The following is a 26,238-nucleotide window of genomic DNA, read 5'->3' as shown; positions in this document are numbered from 1 at the left end:
CGCTGGCTGGCTCCTTGTCATTCCGGCTTGTCCTTATTCATCCTGGGTCAAACAAGCTAGAGCAGGCGATACTCGATAAGGTATAGGGTCTGAATCTCGCCATATATCTCGGTGATCACCGCCTTTAACTGCTCAAGCGTCATATTCTCCTGCGCGGCGTGCCGGGAGTTTAATGCCTCGAAGGCAAGCTCTTCGACCCGCACCACCTGAATATCGCAAAAGTGTCGCCCGGCTTCAAAGGTGGATACCGACAAGCGGTCACCGACGCGAAAGTGCGACTCGCTCTCATCCCTGAGGGTGATGGTTTTAGCACCACTTAAAATATCTGCTTCGAATCGCTCGAAGAAGGTGATCTTGCCTTCATAGGTTAACGGGGTCATATTTCCTCTATCTGCTATTTTTGCCTATAGCCGCTTGGCACAGATTAGGTTAAAATCCGCCCCCGGTTTAAGCTAACTAGGTTTAAGCCCTTATTTTATCTGAATCAAACACCCTGGTGGAAGTATGAACAAGAAACAAAAGATGCTGAAGAAGACGGCAAAGCGCGCCAAGGCCCGTCACAACAAACATACGCCGCCGACCGTAAAGAAATATATATCTAAGGGCGATCGCGCCAAGATGCTGGCTCAGGAGCAGGCCGAGATGGCTGCCAAGGCTAATGCCGCCGAGAAGGCCGGTAAGGTCGAGGGCGAGCAGGAAGTCGCTGTTGAGACTGTTGAAACAGCTGAGCAGAAAGAAGCTTCACAAGCCGCAGAGTCAAAAGCTTCTGACTAACAGGCCTCAGAGTAATAAGGCTCAGAGTAACAAAGCTCAGAGCAACAAGGCTCTCGGCTATTGAACTAGGATTAAGCCCAACCCTTAGTCCTTCCCCCAAGCGGCGCCATCACGGGCGCCGTTTTTGTACCTCTCACTTTCAGCGTCGTTCTCATCAATTTTTATTGTAAAACCAAGAATGACTAGTCACGGCCCGGGCCTGTAACCAGTTCACTGACGCGATTGCTCTCCTCGCAATCTTGCTCTTCGCTGAGCTGCGCCATCTGAGCGCAGGAGGACGAGAGTGGATTGGGGCTGCTGGGGCTAAGCTCCTCGTCCAGCACCTCCTGACTGACCACAGGTACGGCGCTCGCCTGCACCTTATCTACCAATCGATAAGCGGTTAACACTCCGAATACGCCGAAGAGGATCGCCCCTAGCACCTGGCCAATCAACACACCTTCGACGCCCCCGAGCTGGCCGCCATAGTAGACGAAGGGAATGGTGCCCAGGGTTGCCTTACCCACGTTAAACAGGGTCGAGTACTTGGCCTTCCCCAGGTTATTGAAGGAGGCGTTCGCCACAAACAGAGCGCCGGAGAAGACGAAGAAGACGGCGATGTAGCGACAGAAGAAGCGGATCAACTCGGCACTCTCCCCCTGCATGGCAAACAGGGCCACTATCTGCTCCTGCAGCAGCATCAGCAGCAAGGAGACAGTCACCACATACAGGGCGCAGAATTGCAGCGCCTTGGTGAGACTCTGACGCACTCGGGCAAACTCCCGCGCGCCGAAGTTCTGCCCGACTATCGGGCCTATGGCGCCGCTTAGCGCGAAGATCATGCCAAAGGCCACGGGCGTCAACCGGCCCAGCACGGCCCAGGCGGCCACATAACTGTCACCAAACTCGGCGATGGCGCGGGTCACCACGGCGTTGCCTATGGGGGTGGCGATGTTGGTCATCATAGCGGGGCCCGCGATGGCAAAAATTGGCTTGATATCTTCCTTGAAAGCGGTCAAATCGAAACGGCCAAACAGCTTATGCTTGACCACCACGCCCCTAGCGGCCACCAGCAGCACGGCGAGACGCGCCAGCACAGAGGCGAGCGCCGCCCCTTCTATGCCCATGGCCAGCAGGAAGATGAAGATAGGGTCGAACACCAAATTAACCCCGCCCCCCGTCAGGGTCGACACCATGGAGAGCTTGGCATCGCCCACCGCCCTGAGCGCGGCCCCAAGGGCCATCGCGAGACAGATGATGGGCATGGAGGGCACCAGAATGTAGAGGTAACCGGCGGCCAGCTCACCGGTGCGGCCGGTGGCGCCCACCAGGGTAAGTAGCTCGGGGATAAAACAGGTGACTATGATGGCGACAACAGAGGCCACCAGCACTGTCACCACGGCGCTGTTGAGCAGCAAGCGCTTGGCCAGCTCAAACTCTTTGGCCCCCACGGCACGGGACACAAGGGCGCCGAGGGCGATAGAGAGGCCGATACCAATTGAGGTAGTAAAGAAGGAGATGGTGCCCGCGTAGCCCACGGCCGCGGCCAACTCCTGCTCCCCCAGCAGACTGAGGAAGAAGATGTCGATCAGATCCACCACAAACAACGCCGAGATGCCGATGGCGGCGGTGGAGCTCATCACCAGTATGTGGCGCATGATGGAGCCCTGGACAAACTTAGCCGTGGTCATAACGCTCCCTCATAACCAATCACGCTTACTGCCGAATAGATTGCAAACATAAGGCTCCCTAGAGGTCGGTTTCCAGCTCGTTGCCGCATTTGTCACAGTAGAGCGCCGAGACTTCGTGACCCATCTTGAGACAGTTGCTGCAGCGGCGCAGATCTTTCTTGCGCACCATCTCTTGGGAGATCTCCGAGGTCAGGATGCCGGTCGGAATGGCGATGATGGAGTAACCGATCAGCATGGTCAGCGCGGCGATCCCTTGCCCCAATGTGGTCTGCGGGGTGATATCGCCATAACCTACCGTGGTGATGGTCACTATTGTCCAGTAGATAGATTTCGGCATGGAGGTGAAACCATGCTCGGGTCCTTCTACCACATACATGATGGCGCTGAGCACCATGACGATCAGGCTGACGGAGAAGAAGAACAGAAATACCTTACGGCTCGACTGCATCATGGCCCGCAGCAGGATATTGCCCTCGCTGAGATAACGCAGCAACTTAAGCACCCTGAAGATACGGAACAGTCGCAGCACACGGATCACCAGCGTGAAGTTGGCTCCCGGGAAGATGAGCGCCAGGTAACTGGGCAGAATGGAAAGCAGGTCCACCACACCATAGAAGCTGCGGGCATATTGCACCGGATGGGCCGAGCAGTAGAGCCTAAGCAGATACTCCAGGGTAAATATGCCGGTAAAGCCCCACTCGGCGATGCGGATCCAGTCGCCGTAGCGGTTATGCACGCTGTCTATGGTGTCGACAAATACCAGGGCGACACTCAACACGATACAGACGATCAGGCTCAGGTCGAAATAGCGACCGGCCGGCGTGTCTGTGCCGAAGATAATCTCTCTGAGCTTCTGTTTACGCGCCTCTTGCGGGGTCTCATCCATCTAAATCAACAATCCTTATCTCATGCAATAAAAACAGGTTCTCCCCATGCACTTTGATGCAACATGGAATTAACCGATCCAGCTTAATCTAAAATAAGGTATGATGAACACCCAAGTAGTGGCTTTATTTTACCGAACCAAGACGATGCAGACATTTTTTAAACAACTCCTGCTGCTCTGCCTGCTCGCCCCGTTAGGGGTTACCTGGGCGCAATCGAGTGGCCTCAGCTCGCCCCACAGCGCCAGTAAGAGCCAGATTGGCAAGGTAGATCTCGTGGTGGTTAATAAGTCTGAAGCCAGCATGTTGTTGATGCGTCAAGGTAAAGTGTTGAGACGCTACAAGATTGCCCTGGGGGATCGCCCGGTTGGCCACAAACTGCAAGAGGGAGATCAACGCACCCCAGAGGGGCGCTACATCCTGGATTATAAGAAGGCCGACAGCGCCTACTACCGCGCTATCCATATCTCCTACCCCAACGACGAAGATAAACTCAGGGCCGCCGCACTGGGGATCAATCCCGGCGGACAGATCATGATCCACGGCCAGAATCCTAACTCCTCGCTCACCCCGGATGAAACCCAGCGCCTCAACTGGACCGACGGCTGTATCGCCATCAAGAACGAAGAGATAGACGAATTGTGGCGCGCCGTCGATACCGGCACCCCCATAGAGATCTGGCCTTAAGACCAGTGCCGCCACCAGTGCCGAATTCGGTGCCTGCGCCGCTAGCACGGCACTAATACCCAATTTTGAGTCCACACAAGATAATTAAGATGATGACTGAATCTCAAGTTTCCGATGAGCTGACTTTTGACGCGCTCAAGCTGCAGTGGCCTACCTTCAGCCAAGCGATTTTAGATTTCATGAAGGAGCTAGGGCTGGATCGCTTAGGTCTCGAGTGCGACCATGCCGCCCTCAGAGTCAACACCAGCCAAGGCGCCGACAGCCTAAGAGAAGCCTTCTGCCGTCAGGGTGAGATCATCTCAGATAATATGATCAACGGCCGCCCCATTCTCATCATCGCCCTCGACACCCCTATGATGCTAGGCGAGCTGACGATAGAATGTATCGAGCTGCCCTACCCCGGCGATAAGCGTTATCCGGTCGAGGGCTGGGAACATATCGAGTTGGTGCTGCCGAGCGGCGCGACCACCACAGAGACACTGAGTGAACAGCTACTCGAGCGGGTACCGACACTGACCAAAGTGCTGGCTCAGAAAACGGATGTTAAGGTGAAGATGAGTTCGCCTCAGGGGGAACATGAGCGCCTAGCTAACCCCACCATCGCCTTCAAGCGGGGCAACCTCTGCATCAAGGTCCATCCCCACGGCATAAAGGCGGTTATCGCCTCCGAAGCTACTTAGCTAAGTAGCAAACTAATCCAGTAATCAAGTTGCCAAGTAGCCTGACCCTTGTCAGGCTACTTCCAAGTGACTGTTATTTAAAAGTAAACAGTCACTTGGTTACTGCTTCAAAGCAAAGCCCCAATTTAAGCGGGCTTGATGTTCTGATTCACCCTAAACAGATTATTCGGATCGTACTGCTTCTTCAGCTGACGTAATCGCCCGTAGGTTTCCCCATAGGCCGACTCGGTGCGCTCGGACTCATCATCGGTCAGGAAGTTGATATAGGCGCCGCCGCTGGCAAAAGGCTTGGTCTTATCGAAGAACTCCCGCGCCCAAGCGATACAGCGTTTATCATCGTCGGCAGACTCCCAGCGCACATGCACGTTCAATACGTACTGGGCATCCCGGGCCGAATAAGCCATGGCATCGGCAGCCGGCTGGCAGGTGGCGCAACCGATTGAGGCGATAAAGATCTCACACTGCTCCGTGGGCAGGGTACCAGCATATTCGATGGCCGTATCGATAGCCGCTTCATTAAGCTGGGTAAAATTGTGGGATTTCCAATAGTTACGTGAACCTGGCGTCAACAGAGGATCGAAGGCCTGCTGCCATGCAGCAAAGGGTTGTACGCCCACATGCTCACCCACAGGCGTGCCAAATTGACGAAGCGGCGCGATCAGTTTCTCACCTTCGGCGGGATCGCCGGCATAACAGATCGCCAGCACTATCACCTCTTTGCCGTGAACCGACTCGGGGAGAAATGGCAGTGGCGGCGCCTTACGAGCCACCATCCAGACACTCAGATCCTCGGGGGCATTGGCGGTAAAGTTAACAAACTGGCTGATAACAGACTTTGCCTGCTCGAAGGGGAACACGATGAGGCCGCTAAGGACGTCGGGCCCAAGGGGGTGCAGCTTAAACTCAAATTGAGTGACTATACCGAAGTTACCACCGCCGCCGCGCAGTCCCCAGAAGAGCTCTGGTTCACTGGCCTGACTGGCAACAAGCTGTTTGCCATCGGCAGTCACTACATTGGCCGACACTAGGTTATCGATTGTCATGCCCATTTTTCGGCTCAACCAGCCAAATCCACCACCTAAGGTTAATCCTGCGATCCCTGTGGTGGAGTTGATCCCAACAGGTACCGCCAGGCCATGTTTTTGGGTGGCGGCGTCTACATCCTCGAGCGTACAACCCGGCTCAACCAGCGCCAGCTGTTTGTCGGGGTCGACCTTGACCTGTTTCATCAAGGACAGATCGATCATCAAACCATCGTCGCAAAGGGCCTTACCCGCGATATTGTGGCCACCACCGCGAACCGAGATAAGTAAATCATGTTCCCGACCAAAGTTGACGGCTTTGACCACATCATCCGCCGAGGTGCAACGGGCAATCATCCCCGGTTTTCGATCTATCATGGCATTCCAGATCTGTCGCACTTCATCATAGTTGCTGTCTTCGGGCAAAATAACATCGCCACCAAATTCAGCCTTAAAACTGTCCACCTGAGATTGTTGTAAACCTTTCATATAAGCTGCCTCTTAAGCATCACATCGTCGCGCAAACAATGTATGTGCCAATAAGTGCTATGCTCATTCCCTCAAGTGCAACGTCAATACAGCTTGGTTCTAGTTGGAGTAATGAAATTCAATCACGGATTTAAATACGGCGTGCAAAAAGAGCATCAGTCTTTATGTTAGTAGAAACCATGGGGTTTGGATAACCAGACGCATGCTCAAACGCGATTTTATATGACGACAGCAAACTGGCAGGCGGTTTAACCCGATATTTTCTCGATGTAGAGGATAACTTCCCCCACCTTGATGCCAAACTTGCTCATCTCTGTCTTGTTGAACAGGCGCTTATCATCGAGCAGAAACATCCAATCATCTAAGGTCACCTGATAGATCTCGTCATCAATTGGGATCTCGAGTTCATACTGCCAGAACAGCGCCGCCCCTCGGGTTTGGCCAAGGGCTGTGCCCACCACGTCTTGGGCGCGGCCTTGGTAGGAATCATCATCAAGCTTGGTAAGCTGCCAGGTGCGCTCGCTCTTCTCGCCGTCATCGAACACAAACCACTCCTGGATCTCGCCCTTATCGCCCTGCCAGCTAGCCAGCATATCCACCTCGAAGCGCCTTATCAGGGTGCCGGAGCGATCCAGCACTATGCCGTAGGCCTTTAGCTTACCGTCAAAAAAGCTGTCCAGATGCAGCTGTGGAGTGGTGTCGCTATAGTCCTCCAGAGAGGCGCTGCCACAGGCACTAAGCAGCAAGATAAGTAAGGAGGTCACAAATGCCAAAACGATATTTTTCATTGTCTTAATCCCAATAGGCCCTGTCTTAACTCAGGCTCTGAGGTGCGCTCAGATAACCAGATGGCCAGAAACGCCTCGCCGAAGGTGCGATCCTGGATCTGCCCAAGCGGCTTGTCACCAAAGTAGAAATAGCTGTCGCCTTGGCTGTTCACCCATAGGGTCAGGCTGTCGCCCTCGCGCACATCGGGCCAGAGTCCCTGGATATGCCGCTGCCAAGAGGTTATCTGCGTGTCTGAGTACCCTAGGTAACGCCATTGTTCTAGCGTGGCCTCGATAAGCTGATCGCTTTCGATATCTCGGTAGTAATTTATCTTCAGCGCCTTATCGGCACTCGCCTCATAGTCAGGCTGAGCGCTATACAGCTCGGCTCGATACAAGGTCCAAAACAGATACTGCATCTCGGCGCTACCTATCTTATGCAGCCTGTCGAGATCCGCGGCCTGAGCACTCAGGCTTAAGAGTAATAGCAATAGAACTTTGCCCATGACTCACCTCGCTTTCTTACCTAATACGCTTCTTACCTAATACGCTTCTTACCGAATGAGCTTCTTACCGAATGAGCTTGTTACCGAATGAGCTTGCTAGCTTGCGGCGCTGAAACCTTCCCCTGCCCCCAAACCAGCAAGGGTAAGAGCACTGCCCAGACTGGCGCCGCGATCAACCAAAAACTGATAACCGAGACTTGGGTCGTTAAGGCGCCCAGGCTCACGCCGGCCCAATAGCTACCCGCCCCACCAAGGGCGCCGATAAGCATCAGCCAGGGAAGGCTGAGCCCGGATAACAGACGCAAGCTGTGATTGAGGCTCATCAGGAAGATCACCCACAGCAGGGCTAGCCAGAGGGGAAATGCAGACTCGACACCACGAAAGACGCCGAGGGCGATGAGCACCCCATCCACCAGCAGCCCGAGCGGCAATAGCGCCATCAGCCTGAGATCCGCCTTCACAGAGGGGGACAGCAGACAATGCAGCACGATCAGCCCAGAGATGATGTAGCTGGCCGAGTTTGTTAACCAGGCCGCCGACCACCAGGCCAGCTGAAACAGGCCAAGATTAATAAGCCAGAACGCTTTCATCTTGACCACCAAAGTACCTGGGCTTACGGGCGACCAGATGATGGGTAGCGATCAGTCGCTCCTTAAATGCCCCTTCGCAATAGCAGAAGTAGAACAGCCAGAGACGCTTAAATTGCTCGTCATAGCCCATCGCCTCCAGTTCCGGCCAGGTCTGCTCGAACGCCTGACGCCAATCGTACAGGGTTCTGGCATAGTGCAGGCCGATATCCTCCAGATCGCAGATCACCATGTCGGTACGCTTGGCCAGCTGCTCACTCATCACGGCCACCGACGGCAGACAGCCACCGGGGAAAATATATTTCTGAATAAAATCGACGCCTTTACGGTACTTATCGTAGCGGCCATCGCTGATGGTGATCGCCTGCAGCAGCATCTTGCCATCATCTTTTAGCAGGCCCGAGCAGGTCTCGAAAAATGTTCCTAAATACTCGTGGCCAACCGCCTCTATCATCTCTATCGACACCAGCTTGTCGTACTGGCCTGTCAGGCGACGATAATCCTGCTTGAGCAGGGTTATCTGGTCACTAAGGCCCGCCTGCTCAATCCGCGTCTTGGCATATTGATACTGGGCATCGGATATGGTGGTTGTGGTGACGCGGCAGCCATAGTGCTGCGCCATATAGATGGCTAGTGCCCCCCAGCCAGTGCCTATCTCGACCACATGCTCGCCAGATTTTAGTTCAAGCTTTTCACAGATGGTTTGCAGCTTATTCTGCTGCGCCTGCGCGAGCGTCTGAGCACAGTCGCCGTAGAGGGCGCAGGAGTAGAGCATAGAGTCATCGAGAAAGCGCTCGTAGAGCTCGTTACCTATGTCGTAGTGGGCCAGGATGTTACGCTTGGCGCCCTGCTCTGTGTTGCGCTGACTTAGCCTTAGCAGCAGATGCTTGATGCGGGTGAGCCAGGCCATCTTCTGCTCCAGCGCGTCCAGCCGGGTTTGATTGCGGGCCATCACCTGAATCAGGCGGGTGAGATCCGGGCTGGTCCACTTGCCATCGAGAAAGGCTTCTGCGGCGCCTATGCTGCCGCCCTGGATAAGATCGCGATAGAAGCTGGGATCCAACACATTTATCTGGGCGCTTAGGCTTGCACTGCGCTCACCAAACTGCTGCTGTGTATCACCTTCGATGAGGGTGATAAAACCGCCTTTGAGCTGGCTCAAGAGGCGAATGACCAGGGCGCGATACTTCTGCATTGCGCCCAGTTCCACTGCCACAGCGCGAGGCCTTACACCATTTACTTGTTTGATTGTCTGTTCCATCTCTACCTCGCTAAATGAAATACCATCTGCATCTGGGTTGTCGCCATACTCTGCAGCTGTCGGCCTGCGCTAACTGCACCTCTAGCGTGACTGGCTACTGGTTTAACTCGCGCTATCGACATCTGGGTGCGCGATAAAGGGCACCCGCTTGAGAAACAGCTTAAGCGCCTGCCAGTAGATCCCTACCAGCATCTTCACCGTCATGGCGGGGATCCTGACCCAGGTACTCAGCAGATTACCCGGAGTGATCCCCTGCCTGTCGAGTGCCAGGGTGGCGTCGAAAACCTTAGCCTTCTGATGGTTCTCGATATGCACCAACGCCTTGGCCGCCGGCGGCGAAACTCGCCAATGATAGGTCATCTCCATCGCCATAAAGGGCGACACATGAAATGCCTTCTTGAGCTTCATTTCGCCCTCCAGGCTCAGCAGGTAGTAATGCCTCTGGTTCCAGGGCGTGTTACTCACCTCGGCCAACATATAGCGGCAAACCTGCTGCGCGTCGTAACAGAAGTAGAAGTTGATGGGGCTAAAATAGACCCCTAAGCAGCGGCACTGAGCCAGCATCACTACCCTGTTTTCTGTCTGCCAACTTCCACCGAGTGCGGCGACTTTCTGGGCAATACGCTGCTTAAGGCTGCCGGGTTCATTTTTTAGGTAATCTTTTTCATTAAAACGTATGGGGTTGAACCAACGCTGTCCAAACAGCCAGCTACGGGAGGTCACTGCTGATAGTTCGTCGAGGTCCAGCCCCATCATGTAGAGGCGATAGCCAAAGGCGTGTGGGATCTCGCCAAACCTGCGATGGCGTACCTGTCCGGTATAGATACCGCTATGCTCCACAGGCACTTTAGGCTCCTGCTGCGCTCTGCTCGCTTGAGAGACAGCAGATGTTTGGCGATTGACGCTCATAGGCTCATCCCGAAGCGCTTGGTCACATCCAGGGCGCTGCGCACCCCATCTTCATGGAAGCCGTTGTACCAGTAGGCACCAACAAAGTGAGTGTGGGACTTACCGCAGATCTCCAGGCGTCGCAGCTGGGCGCGGCAGCTGGCCTCGTTCAGCACCGGATGGTGATAGACGAAGCGGCGCAGTACCTTATCTTCGGCTATCTCCTCACTCTGATTCAGGGTGACGCAGAAGGTAGTATCGCTGTCGATCCCTTGGAGGATATTCATGTTGTAGGTGACACAGGCGGCGCGCTCGAGATTATCATCCAGCATATAGTTCCAGCTCGCCCAGGCCAGTGGCCGCTTAGGTAACAGACTGATGTCTGTGTGCAGCACCACCTCGTTACGGCTATAGGGAATGCCGCCCAGCACGGCTTGTTCATCGACCGTGGCGTCTCCTAACAGGGCGAGGGCCTGGTCCGAGTGACAGGCGAAGATCACCTCATCGAATACCTGGGTCTCGCCCCCTTGCAACACCAGCCTCACCTCACCCTCCTGGCGATAAACCCCCTCAATCTGGCTACCTAAATGTACCGGACAAGAGAGGCCGGCGAGGATCGCCTCAACATACTGACGGGAGCCGCCTGGCACCACATACCACTGGGGCCTGTCGCTGATGTTGAGCAGACCATGGTTGTAGAAGAAACGGATGAAGAACCTTAGCTCGAAGGCCTGCATCTCTTTCAGGCTGGTCGACCAGATGGCCGCCCCCATGGGCAGAATGTAGTGTTCGCTGAAAAAGCGAGAAAAACCGTGTTGCTGCAGAAATTCCCCCAGGGTCATCCCTTCCGGCACAGTATCCTGGCCGTAACACTCCTTGCAGAGGCGATTGAATCTTAGGATCTCACTCAGCAGACGCCAAAAACGGGGACGAAACAAATTACGCCGCTGGGCAAACAGGCTATTGAGGCCGTGGCCGTTGTACTCGAAACCCGTCTGGCGGTTGTGCACGCTAAAACTCATCTCGGTAGCCTGTCCCTCGATGCCGAGCAAGGCCAGCAGACGGTTGAAATTAGGATAGGTCCTGTCGTTGAACACGATAAAGCCGGTATCTATGGCATAGTCGCGCCCCTCATGGTGCACATCGACCGTGGCCGTGTGTCCACCCACATAATCGTTTTGCTCAAACAGGGTCACCTCATAATGCTTGTCCAGCAGGTAGGCGCAGGTCAGGCCCGAGATACCCGAGCCAATAATGGCAATTTTTTTCATGGAGACACCATCCTCATGGCGAGACGGCGCCAGAGCGAAAAAGGTAACAGTGAGAGGCTCTGCATCAACCAGATAAACAGGCGTGGGAAGCGAATGTCGCGCTTGCCCTTGGCGATGCCGCGCATTATGGTCGAGGCGGCCTCCTCGGCGCCGATCATCATGGGCATGGCAAAGGTGTTTCTATCCGTTAGCGGCGTCTGCACGAAGCCTGGATGCACCAAAGTGACCTCTATCTGATGCTTAGCCAGATCGATCGCCAGCACCTTGGCCAGGTAACTCAGCCCCGCCTTAGAGGCGCCGTAGGCTTCGGCTCGTGGCAGCGCCAAAAGCTGTGCGCTGGAACTGACCAACACCAGGCGACCACCAGGCTTCAAATTAGGTAACCAGGCCTGCAGGGCGTAGCCGATGGCGATAAGATTGATATTGATAATTTTGTCGAAACGCTTGGCATCAAAATTAAGCGCATCGTCGATATATTCGCAGTCGCCGGCGTTAAGGATAAGCAGATCAAGCGGCCCATGGTCGTCAGCGAGCGCAGGATAGCTATCGTACTGCATCAGATCGAAACACAGGGTGCTGATGTTAGGCTGCGCCTCTGTCAAATCATCTAGCTTTGTCTGGCTGCGACCGCAGGCCACTACCTGATGCCCGGCCTTGGCATAGCCAAGGGCGAGCTGCTTGCCTATTCCAGAGGTGGCACCCGTTATCATTAGTTTCATCCCTGCCTCCTAGTTCACGGCGCGGCGTTTGACCGCGCGGATAAGGCCACCGAGCAGCGGCAGCTGTTCATACAACATGGCGCCGACATCGAAATAATCCCTGTGATAGACAACCTTGTTGTCTTTGGCCTTCAGTCGAGAATGTCCCTCGACGACGATGGGCTGGCTGCCGTTAAGCTGCTTGTGCCTGAAGGTCATGGTCCAGTACACGGCGGCTTCACCTTGAAGCTCAAACACATGCTCGATAGTGAATTCACAGCTGATCACCTGGCGGTAGAGGCCCTGAAAGTAGCCCAGCAGGTTATCCAGCCCCTCGACGCGATGCAGAGGGTCGCAGAACACCACCTCGGGATGATAGATCTTGCGCAGCGCCTCCAGATTATCCGTACCCAGCTCGCGGTACACGGCAGTAAAGTTTTGTAACCACAGGGCGCTAGCCATCATCTTCGTCATCCTATTCCACCTTATAAAATGCCAGGGCCCTTTGGCGCGCCGCCTTATGGTCCACTATTGGCGCAGGGTAGATCTCAGCTTTGCCCTGACTCGCTAAATAGTCATGGGGGAAGTGGATCTGCTTGTCGGGCACCTCACTCAACTCTGGTAGATATTTACGGATGAAGTCACCCCGAGGATCAAACTTTTGGCTCTGGGTGATGGGGTTAAAGATCCTAAAATAGGGCTGGGCATCGCAGCCCGTGCTGGCGGCCCACTGCCAGCCGCCGTTGTTGGCACTGAAATCGCCATCTATCAGCCGCTGCATGAAGAAGCGCTCCCCCTTGTGCCAGTCCACCAGCAGGTGCTTGGTGAGAAAACTCGCCACTATCATGCGCAGGCGATTGTGCATCCAGCCGGTACGGCTCAGCTGTTTCATGGCCGCATCGACTATGGGATAACCGGTTCGCCCCTCGCACCAGGCCTGAAAGTGCGCCTCGTTATTGGGCCAGGGCAGCGACTCGTACTTGGGCTGAAAGCTTCTGCCCTTGATAAGCTCTGGATAGTGAAACAATAGATGTTTGTAAAAATCCCGCCAGATCAGCTCGTTGAGCCAGGTGAAGGCGCCGTGCTGTATGTCGTAGATCACCTCGGGATGACGCTGCACCAGTTGCAGCGCTAGCCAGCGCGAGCTAATCGCCCCTATGGCCAGATAAGGCGACAAGCCTGATGTCCCCTTGATGGCCGGAAAGTCGCGCCGCTCGCCATAATTGAGCAGCTTGTCTTGCCAGAAATGGGGCAACAACTGACTCATCACCTGCTCGCTGTCGGGCCAGCGGCTGGAATCCTCCAGGGGATAATCTAGGTTGATGCTTGATGATTGTAGTGTTGGCTGTTGGGGAAGCTGAGACGCTGCTTGAGCATCACCGATCGATTTTGCCGGCGCCGATTTGGCCGGCGTCGGCACACACTCTATGCCCTTCGCCGCCACACACTTGAGCCAGGCCTTCTTGAAAGGGGTAAAGACCTTAAACATCTCCCCCTGCTGGTTGAGCACGCTACCCGGCGGCAAGATGGTATCGTTTTGCCACAGGCGCAGATCTATCCCCGCCGTCATTACCTGTTTATCGCGCTCCTGCTCATCGAGCTCAGGCTCGCTGTTGGCCAGCAGCAGGTTGACACTATGGTCGCGGCAGTAGTCGCATAGGGCCCTCACCTGATCGCTAAAATCTGTGGCAGACAAGATGACCAGCTCGATTCCGTACTGGGATAACTCACCGGCCATCAGTTCGAGGTGACGACGAATGAGATCGGCTTTTATCGGCGCCATATCATGTTGCTGCCACTGGGTCGGGGTGGCGATAAAGATCGCCTGTTTCACCCCGAGCCGCACCGCCTCACACAGGGCGGGATTATCATGGAGACGGAAATCCCGTCTCAGCCACAAGAGTGCGCTCAATAGCCGTACCTCAATCTCAGCTCCTTGGGATGGGGGTTCAGATAGGCCTGCTGTAGCAGGTATTCGTTTGGAAACTCAATAAGATAATGTTTTATCAGGGTCAGCGGCACCAAGAGCGGCGACAGCCCCTCGCGATAGGCGGCGATCTCCTGGGTCAGCTCGCGGCGCTTATGCTCGTCAAGCTGTCGCTTAAAGTAGCCCTGCAGATGTTGCAGTGTGTTGGTATGACTGCGACGGGACGCCTTATGTTTAAGCGCCTGCATCAGCCCCGAGATATAACGCTCACTCTGCTCCTCTAGACCAATGTCGGCGCGGCCCAACAGACGGCCCAGCTCGCGATAGCTCTCGACATGGTGGCTCATCACCAGATACTTGTGGGCGCTATGGAACTGGATCAACTTGTGCCGGGTCAGCCCCTCAGCCTTGAGATCCAGCCACTTCTGATAGGTGAAGATGCGGGTGGTGAAGTTTTCGCGAATGATGGGGTCATTCAACCTACCATTCTCCTCACAGGGCAAGAGCGGATTAGCCTTCATCACCTGCTCGGCGAAGATGCCGACGCCGGTGGACTCAGAGCCCTTGCCGTGGTGATGATACACCTTGACCCGCTCCATGCCACAGCTTGGACTCTTGGCGCAGAACACGAAACCTGCCAGGTCCTGATAGTTCTGGGCGGCCTTGGCGCCGAAGTCTTTAAGGGCCTGGGTCACATCGCCGCTGCCGTCGGGGCGCGACACGGTAATGATGTTATCCCGCACTATCTGCCTGATGGTCGGGCGTGGCACCGGCAGGCCGATGGCCATCTCGGGACACACAGGTTTAAATTCGGCAAACTCCGCCAGCTGTTCCATACAGAAGCCCGATTTCTTGTGGCCTCTATCGAAACGCACCGGCTCGCCCATCACACAGGCACTGATGCCAATCTTTAATTTCTTCTTCATGGCGCCTCCAGTTGGCAGACTCGGATTAGTACTCGAATTAGTACTCGGACTAATAGATGAATCGTCCGATTGGGTTAAGCAGCTGGCTCATCCCTTGGGTGAAACGAATGGCGTCGCTCGATACCGTGAGACAGACACAGCCCTCCTCGGTCACCGGCTGATGGGTATGCTGACCGTCGAGCCAGATGAAATCGCCCTTGCGATACTCGCCCATCTCATCGGTGAAACTGCCCTGCAGCAGCAAGGTGATCTCGAACCCTTTGTGGGTGTGACAAGGCACGCTGCCACCCTTGTCTATGTGCAGCAGGCTCATCCTGAGATCGCCATCGTCCAGCGCCAGGCGCGAGCGGGATAGCTTGCCCATTCCCTGCCACTCTTTGAGGGCAATAGACTTAAGCGCCGTCGGTAGCGGAATGCGCTCACCGCCCACGGCAATCTCGGTAACGGTTTGCGGCAACTGCTGCGCATCGTCACGCTCCAGGGCCGTGATGGCGTTAATGCAATCAGCAAACTCGTCTGAGTCGCCGAACTGGTCGCAAGTATCAAAATCGTCTAAACCAGAGAAATCCTCTAAGCCAGCGGCCTGAGGCTCAACGCCAAAATGAGCTTCATTCTGGCTAGACTCGCCGAAGGCGTCGATGGCGGCCTGCTCGGTGAGAGCCTGTACGGCCAGTGCACACTGGTCGCAAAGCTCCACATGGATGGCCACCACGACGGATACGGATGCAGGCAAGGTACCTGCGACAAACTGCGCCAGTACGTCAGAGTTGGGATGGTGATTAATCATGCTGCTGGTCTCCCATCTGCTGCTTGAGTTTTGCCAGGGCGAGCCTGAGTCTGGATTTAATGGTGCCGATTGGTACGCCAAATTGCTGGGCCAGCTGCTCCTGGGAGAGCTCCTGATAATAGACGCCCTTAACCACGGCGCGCTGAACCTCCGGCAGACTGTCGACATAGGCCAGCATCTGCTTTTCCATCAGGTGGTCGGCGAAATGCAGCGTCTCCTCCTCACTCTGGGCCTGCGCCTGTTCCAACGGCCAGATGTCGTCGCCCAGGTTCATCTCGGCCTTGGCCTTGACGCGTCTGAGCATATCGAAGGCGGCGTTGCGCATCACGGTATAGACCCAAGTCGTGGCCGCGCCTTTGTCGCCGTCATAGAGATGCGCCTTGCGCCAGACGTTACTCATGGTCTCCTGCACCAACTCGTGTGCCTGAGCCTCGTTACCTAGCTGCTTGACGCCGAATCGTTTTATCTTGGGCGCAAAGAATTTAAACAGCAGGGTAAATGCCTGCTTGTCCCTTCCATCGGCAACCCGCACCAGCCAGGTCGACAGCTCGGCGGGCACCTGCGTCTCTGGATGACTCTTGATATTCGCACTCCCTTTATCCGGGGCGCCTGCGCTAACAAATGTCTGCATCTGTACTCACGTATGACCCTTACATAAAGGCCTATACGCAGGTGAGCGCGGCGAGGATCAATTAATTTTGTCCTGACCCAAAATGAATGTATCGAGAAATGATTTTGCCTGAGGAAAACTGCCAGGCAAGATGAATTTCTCCTTCTCATTCAAAGATAAAGGCAATATCTCTAAAAAGCGAGCGCAGACCCAATCCAGGCGATTAAATTCTGGTTGCGGGTAGAGTTCGGCCAATTGTGGATGCTTGGCAAACAGGGCGCTCAGGGCGAGTCCCAGATCGCCGCGCTTGGTACTGGCGGCAAGAGCCGGCCAGTGGTCGCGGTGATGACTGCGGGCCATCAAGAGCCCATCGCCACGCACATCGAAACTGTCCAGGCTCACCAGATGGCTAGCTCTGACATCGATCACCAGCAGGCCATCTTCACCGTGATGAAAATCGATTATCTGCACCTTAGTGCCCCAGTCGGGCACATTGAAGTCAAACGCCTTATCGTAGCGGGCGATCACAAAGCCCTTGCCTGTAGACTCGGCCGCCAAGGATTCTGAAACCAAGGATTCTGAAACCAAGGATTCTGAAACCAAGGATTCTGAAACCATGGCAAGATAGCGCTGCTCGAAGATCCTCAGGCGCTGCACGCCCCCCGGCAGCACAAACAGCGGCAGGGGAAAGACCGCCAGGGTCTGCTCCGCTAGCTTGGTGGGCTGCTGTTGCCGCGACTCTGTGTGACCCGCTTGCTGCGCCCCGGTAGCAGGGCTGGTTTCATGGGTGATCTTCATACTGACTTATACGACTCTTCTGCTTAAATGCTTTCCAACGCAGAAACCAAAGCGCAGTAACTTTGCTGCTTACGATATCTGCTTGACCTATAACTTGCATACGCAGCGCCGATGAGAATCGATCACCTAAGTACCAGATGGGATACGCAAGCGAAGGATTAATAAGGAGAGGAACTAATAAAGAGCGGAGTTAATAACAGGAGGCATGAAAAAGGCGACCCTTGGCCGCCTTCACTAATATTTCGTTCCACTCTCCTTTTTCAGAGAGCACTTTTCCCTACTCGCCCTACTTCCCTACTTGGCCTGTTTGGCCTGGTTTTGACGCTCAAGCACACTCGCCATAGACGGCACCACAGTCACGGGATCCAGTCGCATCTGGAACCAGTTGAGGCGCCAGTCAAGGTGCGGCCCGGTGGCGCGTCCGGTAGCGCCCACCTCGGCAACCGGCTGGCCCTGTTTGATTGTCTCACCCGGCTTCACATACAGCTTGCTCAGATGCAGGAAGCTGGAACTCACCCCATAGCCGTGATCGATAATCATAGTGCCGCCAGAATAAAACATGTCGGGTACCGAGAGGGTCACCACGCCATCGGCGGGCGCCACCACAACAGTGCCCGTCTTGGCGGCAACATCCACGCCATAGTGAGGATTGCCCGGCTTGCCGTTATAGACCCGCTGGCTGCCATACACGCCCGAAATGCGGCCGGTCAACGGCCAGATGAAGTCTTGAGCAAAGGCGGTCTGCCCCGAGAAGGTGGCTCTGGCCGCCTTGACCTGCTTGCTGTCTTTGGCCGCGCGCTCTAGGGCCTTAGGATCTGGCTTCATGATCTTCTTGGCGATGCCGTTGACCTTGTCTATCTTGTACTGTTTCTCGCTTATCTTGAGGGGCATAAGCTGGGTCAGGCCATCTGGGTAGACAAGTTTAAGCTCTTGATTCAGAGCAGCTTCCCGCTCGAAGCCGAAGGCAAACAGCCCCTCGGGGCTGACTTTTACCGGCTCGCCGTTGAGCCATACCTGGGTTCCCGCCTGAGCCTGGCCGCGGATCAGCGCGCCCTGCTCCATCTTGCCACTCAAGTTAACCTCGGCCTTAGCGCCCACGGCGCCACCAAGACAGAGTACAGCAACAACTAAGCGCAACAAGTTCAAATTCGACTCCTATCGATTCAGGCTAATAAAGGATTAAGGCTAACTAAAACGTCTGACACGCTGCTAAACGTGGCGCTCGCCTTTAGAGGCAATGGCACCCTTACCCACGCCTTCATAGGCGATAACCTTAAATTCGCTCTCTGGGTTTTCGCTCGCCAGGGTGGTAGCGATAAAGTCGGCCAGCAGCTCTACCGTGGTGTCGTGGGGGATTATCTCACAGCGCTTCTTAGGCATGGCCAGCTGGAAATCCCCCTGTGGCGCCACATAGTGGAAACCATAGTGGGTCTCATCGCTCACGCTTGTCTGCGGTGACAGGTCCAGCTCGTCCACCTCGACCAGGTCATCTTCACTGCCGAGATAGATATCTTTCCAGCGGCGGGCCCAATACTCGTCCCACTTAGGCGCGGCGATACCATTTTCAAACACGTTGATCGGGCTGCGATGACCGTGAGCGATGCGCTGGCAGTTACCATCGTGCTTCTTCAGGCCATGTGAATAGTGATAATAAGGCGTTTCGTGCAGCTCGTTACGTAACGTAAGAGCAATGCCCTGCACGTTGTCAGGTAGCACCTCTTTCAAGGCTTTTTGCAAGAAAGCGTTAACACTATCGAAATCGATAATTTCCGTTGGGATCAGGGCAAAGGCCTGGGCAGGACAGGCGAGATGAATATCCCCCTGTAGGCTGTTAAAGTCCATCCAGACACGATCGCCCTGCTGCTGCCATCTCACCTCGGCGCAGGCGGTGGGGATCAGCAGGCGGTGATCGGCCACATCGTCAATGGTGTTCTTGATAGTGCGTTTCACCTTGGCAAAATCCAGCACCATGTTCTGATCGTCCAGGCCACCATCGAGCAGCACATCGACGATCCAACTTTCTCCCACCATGCCACGGATAGGACACAGGTAAGAAAAATCGATTACGGTTAAATCTCTAACAAAAAGTTGCATTTACGCTCCGTCGGCAGAAAAACAGTCCACCTTAATTGATCCCATCGGCATACGGCCGGAGGACACTCTAGTTTCAACAGATAATTTCAACTCATCTGCGATATTTTAGCAAGTCGCACAGGGCCTAAGCGTTCGCCGCCTGACCATTACAGCTTATTTAAAGCATCATAAACGAAAAAAGCGTCTAACACAGACGCTTTTTTCTGGCGCTGAATAGCCAGCTAATGGGTTATTGACCGCCCTTGAGGCGACGATCCAGCTGATCTTTCAGGTTAGCCGGCACCCCTTTGATCAAGATAGAATCTGAGATGGGGTCATAGATCACCCGCTCGCCCAGATGCTGACCGTCGAAGCTGATGGTCACGCCACCGCCGGTACCGGAGAACTTTTTCAGCTGACGCAGGGTCGGCTTGTCGCCGGGAAACTCCTCTTCCAGCTCATAGTCGCCACCCTGAGCGAAATCGTAGAAGGAGTCCATGCCCGCATCGGCCAGTTCATCGGCCAAGTCTTTTAGCTGAATGTCGGCGCCGCTATCGACCCGCTCAGTGCAGTACTCGAACACCTTCTCGCGGCACTGCTGGCGCTCATCTTTGGTCAGCTCGCTGCTGGCCACGAAATCTTCTACCGCGTTCATCAGCGACTTGTTTTGCGCCTTGGTGTTTACCCCTTCGACACAGCCCATGAAATCGAGGAAGAAATCGGCCACCTTACGTCCGGCGCGGCCGCGCACGAAGGAGATATACTTGAGCGAGTCCGGATCGGCCTGCCATTCGGTCAGATCGATACGGGCTGCCAGCTGCACATTGTTGAGATCCAGGTGCGTGTTTTGCGACAGCTCCATATCGTCCAGAACCGTCATCGACGACTTGGCGTTGAGCAGAGAGACAAACAGGTAGTCGCTGGTCATATAGGTATAACAGGCCAGCAGCAGGAAGCCGCCCTGGCTGAAGTCATACTTGGCGAGCTCTTCCTGCAGCAGCTTACCTGCCATGCCGGAAAACTCGACAAACCCAAGCTCGCCACCCAGATACTGGCTCAGGGCCTCTTTAAACTGTGGGTTGGCTTCACCATCTTCGCCGTGGGTACCAAAATGACCAAACCCCTTACCCGACTTACTGGTGTAGGTTTGATGCAGCTCTTCGAGCATGGCTTCGACGGCTTGACTATTTAGTAGCGGTTGTGGACGCAATCTACAGCTGAGCTGGCCTTCGCCATCTTGGGATATCGCGTGAATAATTGCTTGTTCGACGTTAATACTCATAAGCCTCGATAGTGATGTTGGTAGAAATCCGTTATTATATGCCGCTATTTCAAATTAAAGTGAAAAAATTTTTAAATATGGCTATCCAATCTAAATATTCAAACGCCCAGGTCGAAGCCGTTATCGCCGAGATCCTGGCAGTACTCGACAAGCACCAGGCGCCGACCGACCTCAGCCTCATGGTACTGGGCAACTGTGTCACAGATCTGCTGCTACGCAAGGTGCCTGAAGCGGCACGCGAACAAGTGGCCGAGCAGTTTGCCAAGGCCCTGACCCAGTCGGTAAAAAGCTAACACTAACGGCTAAAAAAGCGGTTTTTGTTCGCAAAAAACTGGCCAATCCGCCTTAAAAAAAATTAAGATAGACAAGTATTTCAACAAATAACGGATCCCTATGATCGAGCGTAAAAAAGAGATGGGCCGTGATCGTGTGTCACGCTTAGTCAGTTGGGGGCATTGGTTTGCCTTCTTCAACGGCTTCTTGGCGATGATAGTCGGCGTCCGTTATATTGAAACCGTCGGCGCGCCCGAGTCTTGGATTGGCTGGGGCTATCTGGGCATCAGCACCCTGGGCCACTTTAGCTTCCTCGCCTTCATCGTCTATCTGGTGGTGCTGTTTCCCATCACCCTACTGCTGCCCTACTCCAAGATACTACGCGGGCTCGCGGCCTTTGCCGCCACCCTTGGCCTGTGTATCTTGTTGTATGACACCCTGATTTACGACGACTATGGTCTGCACCTTAGTCCATTTGTGTTCGACATCGCCTGGGCCGATCTCAATGCCCTGCTGCAAGGCACCTCTTATATCGTCACGCCGCTGGGGATCATCATCCTGGAGCTGACCGCCGCCAACTACCTGTGGAAACGCATAGAAAAGATCCGCAAGTCTAACTACGGCCCTAAGGTGGTGTTGGTTATCGGCCTCTGTTTCGTCAGCAGCCACCTGATTCATATCTGGGCCGACGCCGCCGATATCACAGAGATCACCCGCCTGGATGACGCCTATCCGCTCTCCTATCCTGCCACCGCGCGCTCCTTCATGGAGAGCCACGGCATAGAGAAAAGCAGCAAGGCACAAGACCTGAGCAAGCTACAACCGAGTCTCAACTACCCTATATCGCCGCTGCAGTGTAGCGCCGACCCAGAGCTTAACATCTTGATGATCGCCATCGATGGCTTCAGGGCCGATCTGGTGGACAAAGAGACCATGCCGTTCCTGTACGAATACGGCAAACACAACCATGAATTTAAGCAGCACCTGAGTGGCGGCAATATGCACAACAGCGGCATGTTCTCCCTGCTCTATGGCCTGCAGGGTAGCTATATTGCCGCCAGCGATCTCAGCTATCGCTCGCCTGTGTTCACCCAGGAGCTGGCCAAACAGGGCTACACCCTGGCGCGTTTCGCCCCTGAAACCAGCAATATCGAGCCACAGGCCATCTATCAGGATATAACCTCGCACATTCAGCCGCTCACCAACGGCGTGGCCGATGCCGATATTCAATCTATCGACAGCTTTAACCAGTGGCGAATGCAGCAGGACAAACCTTGGTTTGCCCTGCTCAACCTGCAGAGCCCCGACAGTTACGACACCCCAATTGGTTTCTTGGGTATCGAGACGGTGAAGCCGAGCACACCGCTCAAGCCGGCGCAGAAGGTGCTGTTCAACCAATATCGTCAGTCGCTCAACTTTGTCGATAAGCAGCTGCAAAAGCTTATCGAGCGCCTACCGGCCAGCACCTTCGTGATGGTCACCGGCGTGTCGGGCAAGGTGTTTACCGGCGACAACGACAACCAGCGTGGCAACCTGTCTCCGGCCAACGTGCATGTGCCTTTGATCATCCACTGGCCCGGTATGGAGTATGACAAGACGGTCACCTACCCCAGCAGCCACTACGGCGTGGTGCCGACCCTGATGACTCAGCTGCTCGACTGCACCAATAAGCCGAGCGACTACAGCGCCGGGCGCAACATACTGCAGCCCCAAAGCGAGAACTGGACCTATATCGGCGACAATCTGGTGTTTGGCATCTATCAGGAAGATGAGATCACTGTGATCGATAGACACGGCAAGTATCGTATCTATAACCGTGACTATAGCCAGCGTCTGCGCAACAAGAAGATCAGCGCGCCCGAGCTGATCCAGGTGATGCGCGAAGGACGACGCTTCTACAATCATTAAGCCCTGAGTCACTGAACATTAGATCGCTATGCGCCAACGACTTAGGTTGAGTCGCCAGCGACTATAAACTAGCCAGTCGATCGGGCTCAACCGCCGAAACACTTGCACAGGGGCAAACGACTTGATAAAGTTCAGCCTGTTCGAAGCAGACCCCAAGTCTTTGCTGCTTTGGATAAAATCGGTATGTAGCGCAGCCCGGTAGCGCACTGTCATGGGGTGTCAGGGGTCGGAGGTTCGAATCCTCTCATACCGACCAAATACTAGAAAAGCCAGCTGAGAAGCTGGCTTTTTGCTGTCTGGGATTTGATAGCGTATCAAAGTAACTAAAGGCTCTTTGCGCTAGCCCCTAGTGATCAAAGCACAAGATAATTGTCACACATAAAAAACCGAGACAGTGAACGTGATGTCATTGTCTCGGCTTATGGGATTGGGTCGGATTGGAAAGATTTCGGAGTTAGATATTTACTGCCTTTGCTTGAGGCTGTTTAATCTCTTCTAATTCTTTAAAAGCCCAAACAGCACCAACATTATCACATCTCATCTCAAACTTGGTTCTACTATCAGTTTTAAAAAAATTAACACCATAATCTTTTAGTACAATAAAACATCTATCACGATAGGGGTTATTTATATGTCCAAGAAGATATGATTGATATAGTAATAGCCAATATTCATCCTTCTTAATATCCAAATCATTTGAGATATCTACTACAAATTGCCTTATATTCTCATTATCAGGGCAAATATCTTGCAAAATGGTGATAGCAACACAGTCCTTAGTTTCCAAAACTCTATCAACTATTTCTTGGGTTGGCTCAATATTATGCTCTCTAAAGATATGAAGTGGCCACGCCATCCCATCTGATCTTTTATGGAGCGCATTTTCTTCAATGATCATCTGAAACTTATCAACGTAATGCTGAGCCTCTAAGTTTCCTCTGCCCAGCAAAATAGATAAATATGGAATAAGAATTGGATAATGAAATGACAAACTTAATCACACTACCATCTTTATGTGATTGGCTTAAAAAAACTGCCTTATTGATAATATTTATAGCTTCTTTAGCACCTATCAGAACTAGGTCTCCATCTGCATTATATCGGTCAATACACAAGCTATTCAATTCTACAATCCAATCATCAGTTGATGCTATTGGCAACTCAATAATAGTTGTCTTTCTCAAGTTCAAACTCAATCGATACTCAGCTAACAACTCCGACAATTTTATAATAAATTCATCAGCCTGCTCTTTGGTTGAACAGTAACAACAAAAATCATCTACATATCGTTCATGTTCAAAACCAAGGTCATGTAACCTACTATCAACTCTCGCAAGTATAATTTCTAAATATATTGAGGAAGTAGCGGGACCTATCGGCATCCCATTGGTTTCACATCTTTTAGTTGTTCTTAAAAATTTGTCAAACTGATTAAACCATTCATTTTCACCTCTATTGTTTTTTGCAAACTCATATCCTTTAATTGCCCAAGGTATACTATGAGAGTAAATACTATCGAAACAACTCGCGATATCTGCATTTACAATGTATTTCTTTCCAAATGTTATGTCATTAAACTTCCTATCTTTAACAATCGGATCATCATAATTCATGACAACAATTCGCTTATCTACTTCATAGAATTCAGGTCTAACTCTACTAATAGTATTAGCAGAAATATACTCAATATCTTGCCAGTTTTCGTAAATATGTTTGCAAAGCTGCGCATGGGCAACAGGATGAACAAGAGAAAGAACTCTAGGTATATTGTTATAACGCGTTGACTTGTACTCAACAGGAGCAAATCCTGTATTTTTTCTTTTGTTGTTAATCCCATCTGATAATAGTCTTAAACATACTTCAGGTGTTAAAGATGAAGTTGTAAAGCAATCAGGTAACTCGCCTATAGCCTGTTTTTGATTTGGAAAATAGTTAAAGCGAGATAATGCTCTAAAAACACGATATTTTTAGTTCATCCTCATCCGTAATATTGAGTAAATCTTTAACCTTCATATACTAGCCCCCCATAGTTCACAAACACCTAGCATCACCATACGAGCTATATTAAAAAACCTTAAGAGTTAACGGCAGATGAAATCCCGCAGTCTTACATAAACATCTTTTACATCTGGCATTACCCGATGTTGAATTAGCTCATCATCACTATAAAACTCATCTTTAGGTGGTTTATGCATAAAAAGCATATCCATAAAATTAGTTACATGAGTTTGTATCAATTCTTGTGCAGTTTGAACCATATCAGCGCTCAGCTCATCGGCTAGCTCAAGTTTGGCTATCTCTTCACACAAATCGAAGAATGGCTCTACCCGAGGATCAACTGTGACAAGTGAGCTTCTAAATCCACTAGGAGTTTGTCTAAGCATAACAAGCTGTGCCCTAAACAACCCTTTAAGAGTAGATTGGGCTTGCTTAGTTGCTTGGATAAGCTTAATAACATTCCCCCCAATAGAGATCTCGCTTATCCGTGGCAGTGCTATGAAAGCGATTGCTAACAACCATGTGATAATGTTCCACGTTAAAAAATCAGAACTGGTTATTAGACTCACTGAAAGTAGCCAGTAGCCATAATACATGGAAGCCAAAACAACTATAATTGCTAATATTTCTCGCCAGAGGTTTAAATATCTTTTCTTTGATTTAGACACGCTTTACTTCCGTATTCTGTACTGATGCTCACTAAGTTGAGTTCCGCTATGGTTCAAGAAACAGGGGTAAAATTCAGCCCCGCCGTAACCACCATAGCTATTCTTTGCATTGATTCTTAGTTGGAGTACGCGACGTGCCCCAGTGTCATCCTGCACCCAATCAAAATGGTGACCAAGTACCTTAATTGACTCTGGATCTTTAAATCCCCCAATTAATGTTAACGTCGTAATGCATTGCTCGACCAATTGATCGACGCTCAAATCATTGTCACTACTATTCATTTTCACGGGAGGAGTTACTGTGATCTCTTGCGCATCTTCTGCGCAAGGATCTTGGCTGTAAGTTTCAACCCCGTCTATGGTGCATTTATAAACTGCAGCATGAAGGTTGAAGCTAGCCATAATCAATGTGATAAACATCCATTTATGCATTCTTAACATCCTATGTCGAACTAACCTATTGAGTTTATCGCCAATATAGCCAAGTAAAAATCCACCTGCATAGCAGGTGGCTTTGCTTTTGAGGCACCCTATAAGGGTGCCTTTGGATGTTATGAAAGCTCAAGTTGTTGCTGACGTTCTGCATCTTCTTTAGCTTTTCTATCCTGATGCTTTACGTATCTTCTAATTATCTCTTCGTTGGCACCAACTGAATCTACAAAATATCCTCTCTGCCAGAAATGGTTACCCCATAACTTCTTCTTTCGTAAGTATGGAAATTTATTAAATAACCTTATCGCCGTACGACCTTTCAAAGTCCCCATTAGCTCTGAAACACTCAAGCTTGGAGGAGTTCTTACCACA

The 26,238-nt window shown here is 52.7% G+C and carries 29 protein-coding genes, 1 tRNA gene and 1 pseudogene; 6 read left to right on the top strand and 25 right to left on the bottom strand.

Annotated elements, in window-relative coordinates:
- Positions 1 to 56: 56 nt before the first annotated feature.
- Positions 57 to 380: a N(4)-acetylcytidine aminohydrolase gene (yqfB, locus tag AYI87_RS00155; protein WP_144198521.1), complete on the bottom strand. Its 324-nt coding sequence runs from the start codon at positions 378 to 380 to the stop codon at positions 57 to 59.
- A 124-nt stretch (positions 381 to 504) separates the two neighbouring features.
- On the opposite strand from yqfB, the gene AYI87_RS00150 reads away from it, so the two are divergent.
- Complete coding sequence (locus AYI87_RS00150) at positions 505 to 774, top strand: DUF2986 domain-containing protein (RefSeq protein ID WP_144198518.1); 270 nt, start codon at positions 505 to 507, stop codon at positions 772 to 774.
- A 182-nt stretch (positions 775 to 956) separates the two neighbouring features.
- Here the strand turns inward: AYI87_RS00150 and AYI87_RS00145 are convergent, their stop codons facing one another.
- Both AYI87_RS00145 and AYI87_RS00140 read right to left on the bottom strand, forming a co-directional pair.
- On the bottom strand, positions 957 to 2,444 hold the full coding sequence (locus AYI87_RS00145; protein ID WP_144198515.1) for an MATE family efflux transporter: 1,488 nt from the start codon (positions 2,442 to 2,444) through the stop codon (positions 957 to 959).
- 58 nt (positions 2,445 to 2,502) lie between these two features.
- The gene (locus tag AYI87_RS00140) at positions 2,503 to 3,330 is read right to left on the bottom strand and encodes an ion transporter (RefSeq protein WP_011865290.1); all 828 of its coding nucleotides are present in this window, start codon (positions 3,328 to 3,330) and stop codon (positions 2,503 to 2,505) included.
- 145 nt (positions 3,331 to 3,475) lie between these two features.
- On the opposite strand from AYI87_RS00140, the gene AYI87_RS00135 reads away from it, so the two are divergent.
- Both AYI87_RS00135 and AYI87_RS00130 read left to right on the top strand, forming a co-directional pair.
- A complete protein-coding gene (locus AYI87_RS00135; protein WP_260865033.1) occupies positions 3,476 to 4,015 on the top strand; it encodes a murein L,D-transpeptidase family protein in 540 nt (179 codons plus the stop codon).
- An 89-nt stretch (positions 4,016 to 4,104) separates the two neighbouring features.
- Positions 4,105 to 4,695, top strand: a complete 591-nt coding sequence (locus AYI87_RS00130; protein ID WP_144198509.1) for a VOC family protein — start codon at positions 4,105 to 4,107, stop codon at positions 4,693 to 4,695.
- A gap of 125 nt (positions 4,696 to 4,820) precedes the next feature.
- On the opposite strand, the gene AYI87_RS00125 is transcribed toward AYI87_RS00130, so the two are convergent.
- The 17 genes from AYI87_RS00125 to yejK form a co-directional block, all read right to left on the bottom strand.
- Entirely contained in the window at positions 4,821 to 6,206 is a 1,386-nt protein-coding gene (locus AYI87_RS00125; protein WP_144198506.1) for an FAD-binding oxidoreductase, read from the bottom strand.
- A 248-nt stretch (positions 6,207 to 6,454) separates the two neighbouring features.
- Positions 6,455 to 6,994, bottom strand: coding sequence for a DUF3833 domain-containing protein (locus AYI87_RS00120; RefSeq protein ID WP_144198503.1), 540 nt, complete (start codon positions 6,992 to 6,994; stop codon positions 6,455 to 6,457).
- Positions 6,991 to 7,479 (bottom strand): chalcone isomerase family protein, encoded by a 489-nt coding sequence (locus tag AYI87_RS00115; RefSeq protein ID WP_144198500.1) that lies wholly within the window; start codon positions 7,477 to 7,479, stop codon positions 6,991 to 6,993. The genes AYI87_RS00120 and AYI87_RS00115 overlap by 4 nt, the downstream gene beginning before the upstream one ends.
- A gap of 80 nt (positions 7,480 to 7,559) precedes the next feature.
- Positions 7,560 to 8,069, bottom strand: a complete 510-nt coding sequence (locus AYI87_RS00110) for a DUF2878 domain-containing protein (RefSeq protein ID WP_144198497.1) — start codon at positions 8,067 to 8,069, stop codon at positions 7,560 to 7,562.
- Positions 8,047 to 9,327 (bottom strand): SAM-dependent methyltransferase, encoded by a 1,281-nt coding sequence (locus AYI87_RS00105; RefSeq protein WP_144198495.1) that lies wholly within the window; start codon positions 9,325 to 9,327, stop codon positions 8,047 to 8,049. Before AYI87_RS00105 ends, AYI87_RS00110 begins: the two co-directional genes overlap by 23 nt.
- Positions 9,328 to 9,429: 102 nt before the next feature.
- Positions 9,430 to 10,236 carry a DUF1365 domain-containing protein gene (locus AYI87_RS00100; RefSeq protein ID WP_186300520.1) on the bottom strand — a complete coding sequence of 269 codons (807 nt, stop codon included), beginning with the start codon at positions 10,234 to 10,236 and terminating at the stop codon, positions 9,430 to 9,432.
- Entirely contained in the window at positions 10,233 to 11,486 is a 1,254-nt protein-coding gene (locus AYI87_RS00095; RefSeq protein ID WP_144198492.1) for an NAD(P)/FAD-dependent oxidoreductase, read from the bottom strand. Before AYI87_RS00095 ends, AYI87_RS00100 begins: the two co-directional genes overlap by 4 nt.
- Positions 11,483 to 12,205: an SDR family NAD(P)-dependent oxidoreductase gene (locus AYI87_RS00090; protein ID WP_144198489.1), complete on the bottom strand. Its 723-nt coding sequence runs from the start codon at positions 12,203 to 12,205 to the stop codon at positions 11,483 to 11,485. Before AYI87_RS00090 ends, AYI87_RS00095 begins: the two co-directional genes overlap by 4 nt.
- A gap of 9 nt (positions 12,206 to 12,214) precedes the next feature.
- Entirely contained in the window at positions 12,215 to 12,658 is a 444-nt protein-coding gene (locus tag AYI87_RS00085; RefSeq protein ID WP_220058533.1) for a nuclear transport factor 2 family protein, read from the bottom strand.
- 1 nt (position 12,659) lies between these two features.
- Complete coding sequence (gene phrB, locus AYI87_RS00080) at positions 12,660 to 14,096, bottom strand: deoxyribodipyrimidine photo-lyase (RefSeq protein WP_144198486.1); 1,437 nt, start codon at positions 14,094 to 14,096, stop codon at positions 12,660 to 12,662.
- The gene (locus tag AYI87_RS00075) at positions 14,093 to 15,037 is read right to left on the bottom strand and encodes a YbgA family protein (protein WP_144198483.1); all 945 of its coding nucleotides are present in this window, start codon (positions 15,035 to 15,037) and stop codon (positions 14,093 to 14,095) included. The genes phrB and AYI87_RS00075 overlap by 4 nt, the downstream gene beginning before the upstream one ends.
- Before the next feature lie 49 nt (positions 15,038 to 15,086).
- Positions 15,087 to 15,824, bottom strand: a complete 738-nt coding sequence (locus AYI87_RS00070; RefSeq protein WP_144198480.1) for a ChrR family anti-sigma-E factor — start codon at positions 15,822 to 15,824, stop codon at positions 15,087 to 15,089.
- Positions 15,817 to 16,455: a sigma-70 family RNA polymerase sigma factor gene (locus AYI87_RS00065; protein WP_144198477.1), complete on the bottom strand. Its 639-nt coding sequence runs from the start codon at positions 16,453 to 16,455 to the stop codon at positions 15,817 to 15,819. The genes AYI87_RS00070 and AYI87_RS00065 overlap by 8 nt, the downstream gene beginning before the upstream one ends.
- 57 nt (positions 16,456 to 16,512) lie before the next feature.
- Positions 16,513 to 17,232: an LON peptidase substrate-binding domain-containing protein gene (locus AYI87_RS00060; RefSeq protein WP_144198474.1), complete on the bottom strand. Its 720-nt coding sequence runs from the start codon at positions 17,230 to 17,232 to the stop codon at positions 16,513 to 16,515.
- A 294-nt stretch (positions 17,233 to 17,526) separates the two neighbouring features.
- Entirely contained in the window at positions 17,527 to 18,378 is an 852-nt protein-coding gene (locus AYI87_RS00055) for a M23 family metallopeptidase (RefSeq protein WP_144198472.1), read from the bottom strand.
- A 63-nt stretch (positions 18,379 to 18,441) separates the two neighbouring features.
- A complete protein-coding gene (locus AYI87_RS00050) occupies positions 18,442 to 19,326 on the bottom strand; it encodes a 6-carboxytetrahydropterin synthase (RefSeq protein WP_144198469.1) in 885 nt (294 codons plus the stop codon).
- A 229-nt stretch (positions 19,327 to 19,555) separates the two neighbouring features.
- On the bottom strand, positions 19,556 to 20,587 hold the full coding sequence (gene yejK, locus AYI87_RS00045) for a nucleoid-associated protein YejK (protein WP_011865271.1): 1,032 nt from the start codon (positions 20,585 to 20,587) through the stop codon (positions 19,556 to 19,558).
- Between the two features lie 77 nt (positions 20,588 to 20,664).
- Here yejK and AYI87_RS00040 point away from each other — a divergent pair, with 77 nt between their 5' ends.
- The 3 genes from AYI87_RS00040 to AYI87_RS00030 all read left to right on the top strand — a co-directional run bounded on the left by AYI87_RS00040 (position 20,665) and on the right by AYI87_RS00030 (position 23,024).
- Entirely contained in the window at positions 20,665 to 20,880 is a 216-nt protein-coding gene (locus tag AYI87_RS00040) for a YejL family protein (RefSeq protein WP_144198466.1), read from the top strand.
- A gap of 100 nt (positions 20,881 to 20,980) precedes the next feature.
- On the top strand, positions 20,981 to 22,768 hold the full coding sequence (locus AYI87_RS00035; RefSeq protein WP_144198463.1) for a DUF3413 domain-containing protein: 1,788 nt from the start codon (positions 20,981 to 20,983) through the stop codon (positions 22,766 to 22,768).
- Between the two features lie 179 nt (positions 22,769 to 22,947).
- A tRNA-Pro gene (locus AYI87_RS00030) sits at positions 22,948 to 23,024 on the top strand.
- A gap of 198 nt (positions 23,025 to 23,222) precedes the next feature.
- On the opposite strand, the gene AYI87_RS00025 is transcribed toward AYI87_RS00030, so the two are convergent.
- The 5 genes and pseudogenes from AYI87_RS00025 to tnpA form a co-directional block, all read right to left on the bottom strand.
- Complete coding sequence (locus AYI87_RS00025; protein ID WP_144198460.1) at positions 23,223 to 23,666, bottom strand: hypothetical protein; 444 nt, start codon at positions 23,664 to 23,666, stop codon at positions 23,223 to 23,225.
- A gap of 10 nt (positions 23,667 to 23,676) precedes the next feature.
- A pseudogene (drt4, locus tag AYI87_RS00020) lies at positions 23,677 to 24,714 on the bottom strand (antiviral reverse transcriptase Drt4); the annotation flags it as partial.
- A gap of 135 nt (positions 24,715 to 24,849) precedes the next feature.
- A complete protein-coding gene (locus tag AYI87_RS00015) occupies positions 24,850 to 25,434 on the bottom strand; it encodes a hypothetical protein (RefSeq protein WP_144198454.1) in 585 nt (194 codons plus the stop codon).
- Between the two features lie 3 nt (positions 25,435 to 25,437).
- Positions 25,438 to 25,866 carry a DUF4124 domain-containing protein gene (locus AYI87_RS21350; protein WP_041406566.1) on the bottom strand — a complete coding sequence of 143 codons (429 nt, stop codon included), beginning with the start codon at positions 25,864 to 25,866 and terminating at the stop codon, positions 25,438 to 25,440.
- A gap of 119 nt (positions 25,867 to 25,985) precedes the next feature.
- On the bottom strand, positions 25,986 to 26,238 hold a 253-nt coding region (tnpA, locus tag AYI87_RS00005), incomplete at its 5' end, for an IS200/IS605 family transposase (protein ID WP_144198451.1).

Origin of the sequence: Shewanella sp. KCT (assembly GCF_007636505.1) — a bacterium.
GTDB classification, from domain to species: Bacteria; Pseudomonadota; Gammaproteobacteria; order Enterobacterales; family Shewanellaceae; genus Shewanella; species Shewanella halotolerans.
Note: the sequence above shows the minus strand (reverse complement) of the source record. Positions and strands in the feature narration are given on the sequence as shown.